1 protein-coding gene is annotated in these 1,491 nt (G+C 75.2%); it reads left to right on the forward strand.

The window, feature by feature from the left end; genetic code table 11:
* The coding region (locus ACFU53_RS48010) for an SDR family NAD(P)-dependent oxidoreductase (protein WP_384006999.1) at positions 1–1,491 on the forward strand (1,491 nt) is incomplete at both ends.

The following is a 1,491-nucleotide window of genomic DNA, read 5'->3' on the forward strand; positions in this document are numbered from 1 at the left end:
GCGGGGCACCGTCCTCGTCACCGGCGGCACCGGCGCCCTCGGCGGCCACGTCGCCCGCTGGCTCGCCCGCACCGGCGCCGCACACCTCCTCCTCGTCAGCCGTTCGGGTCCCGGCGCCGAAGGCGCCGCCGCTCTGCTCGCCGACCTGACCGCCGCCGGGGCCCACGCCGACATCGTCGCCTGTGACGTCGCCGACTCCGCCGACCTCGCCGCCCTCCTCGCGTCCATCCCCGAGGAACGACCCCTCACCGCCGTCTTCCACACCGCCGCGGTCCTCGACGACGGCGTCATCGGCTCCCTCACCCCCGAGCGCCTCGCCGAGGTCCTGCGGGTCAAGGTGGGCGGCGCACTCAACCTCGACGCCGCCACCGCGCACCTCGACCTGAGCGCGTTCGTCCTGTTCTCCTCCTCCTCGGGAGTCTTCGGCAGCCCCGGCCACGGCAACTACGCCCCCGGCAACGCCTACCTCGACGCCCTCGCCGAGGACCGCCGACTGCGCGGCCTGCCCGCCACCGCCGTCGCCTGGAGCGGCTGGGCCGACGGCGGCATGGCCTCCGGCGCCGTCGGCGAACGCCTCCAGCGCCACGGCGTACGCCTGATGGACCCCGCCGTCGCCGTCACCGCTCTGCGGGACGTCCTCGACCAGGACGACACCGCGCTCGTGGTCACCGACATCGACTGGGAGGTGTTCGGCGCCGAACTCGACAAGGGCCGCCCGCGCCGCCTCTACGCCGGGCTCCCCGACATCGAGCGGTTGCGCGCCCGGCGCCCCGCCCCCGCCCCGAGCACCTCCGACGGCGGCAACGAACTCCTCACCCGGCTCGCCGAGCTCGCCGACTCCGACCGCCGCCACGCCCTGCTCGAACTGGTCCGGGCGCACATCGCGTACATCCTCAACCACCCCAGCCCCGACGACGTCGAACCCGCCCGCGCCTTCCGCGAGCTCGGCTTCGACTCCCTCACCGCCGTCGAACTGCGCAACACCCTCGGCGAGGCGACCGGCATGCGGCTGCCGAGCACCCTCGTCTACGACTATCCCACCCCCGCCGCGCTCGCCGAGCACCTCGGCGAGCTGCTCGCCCCGGCCGCGCCGGCCGTATCCGGTGGCGCCGTCGCCGTGGCGCGCCGCGAGGCCGCCGAGGACCCCGTCGTGATCGTCGGGATGGCCTGCCGCTTCCCCGGCGACGCCGACACCCCCGAGCGGTTCTGGCGGCTCCTGGCCGGCGGCACCGACGCGATGGGCCCCTTCCCGCAGGACCGCGACTGGGATCTGGACGCCCTGTACGACCCCGAGCCCGGCAAGGCCGGCCGTACCTCCACCCTCATCGGCGGATTCCTCGACGGCTTCGCCGACTTCGACCCGGGCGTCTTCACCATCTCGCCGCGCGAGGCACTGGCCATGGACCCGCAGCAGCGTCTGCTGCTGGAGATGGCCTGGGAGACGTTCGAGCGGGCGGGCATCGACCCGCGTTCGCTGCGCGGCAGCCGCAC

The sequence above is a fragment of the Streptomyces sp. NPDC057474 genome, from assembly GCF_042802555.1.
Lineage (GTDB): Bacteria > Actinomycetota > Actinomycetes > Streptomycetales > Streptomycetaceae > Streptomyces.